Genomic DNA, 688 nt, shown 5'->3' on the forward strand with positions numbered 1-688 from the left:
ATGGCTGTCTACTCGCTTCCCGACCTGACGTTCGACTACGGAGCACTCGAGCCCCACATCTCCGGGCGCATCATGGAGCTGCACCACTCCAAGCACCACCAGGCCTACGTCACCGGCGCGAACACCGCCCTGGACAAGCTCGCCGAGGCCCGCGACTCCGGCGACCTCGCCGCCGTCAACCTCCACGAGAAGAACCTCGCGTTCAACCTCGGCGGCCACATCAACCACTCCGCGTTCTGGACCAACCTCTCCCCCGAGGGCGGCGGCGAACCCACCGGCGACATCGCGACCGCCATCGACCAGGACTTCGGCTCCTTCGCCAAGTTCAAGGCCCACTTCGCCGCGGTCGCCGCCGGCGTCCAGGGCTCCGGCTGGGCCATCCTCGCCTACGACACCGTCGGCCAGAAGCTCATCATCGTCCAGCTCTACGACCAGCAGGGCAACATCCCCCTCGGCCTGGTCCCCATCGTCCTGCTCGACGTCTGGGAGCACGCCTACTACCTCGACTACCAGAACGTCCGCGCCGACTACGTCACCGCCTGGTGGAACATCGTCAACTGGGCCGACGCCGACGCACGCCTCACCCGCGCCCGCACCCAGACCCCGGGCCTCATCGTCCCCTAGCACCCCGCCGAACAGGCGGTTTCCCGGCACCCACACGACATCGTGCCGAGAAACCGCCTGTTCG

The 688-nt window shown here is 67.7% G+C and carries 1 protein-coding gene; it reads left to right on the forward strand.

Annotated elements, in window-relative coordinates; genetic code table 11:
* The coding region (locus OHL10_RS18610) for a superoxide dismutase (RefSeq protein WP_265523745.1) at nucleotides 1-624 on the forward strand (624 nt) is incomplete at its 5' end.
* Between the last annotated feature and the right edge of the window lie 64 nt (nucleotides 625-688).

This window comes from Oerskovia flava, assembly GCF_026163685.1.
GTDB lineage: Bacteria > Actinomycetota > Actinomycetes > Actinomycetales > Cellulomonadaceae > Oerskovia_A > Oerskovia_A flava.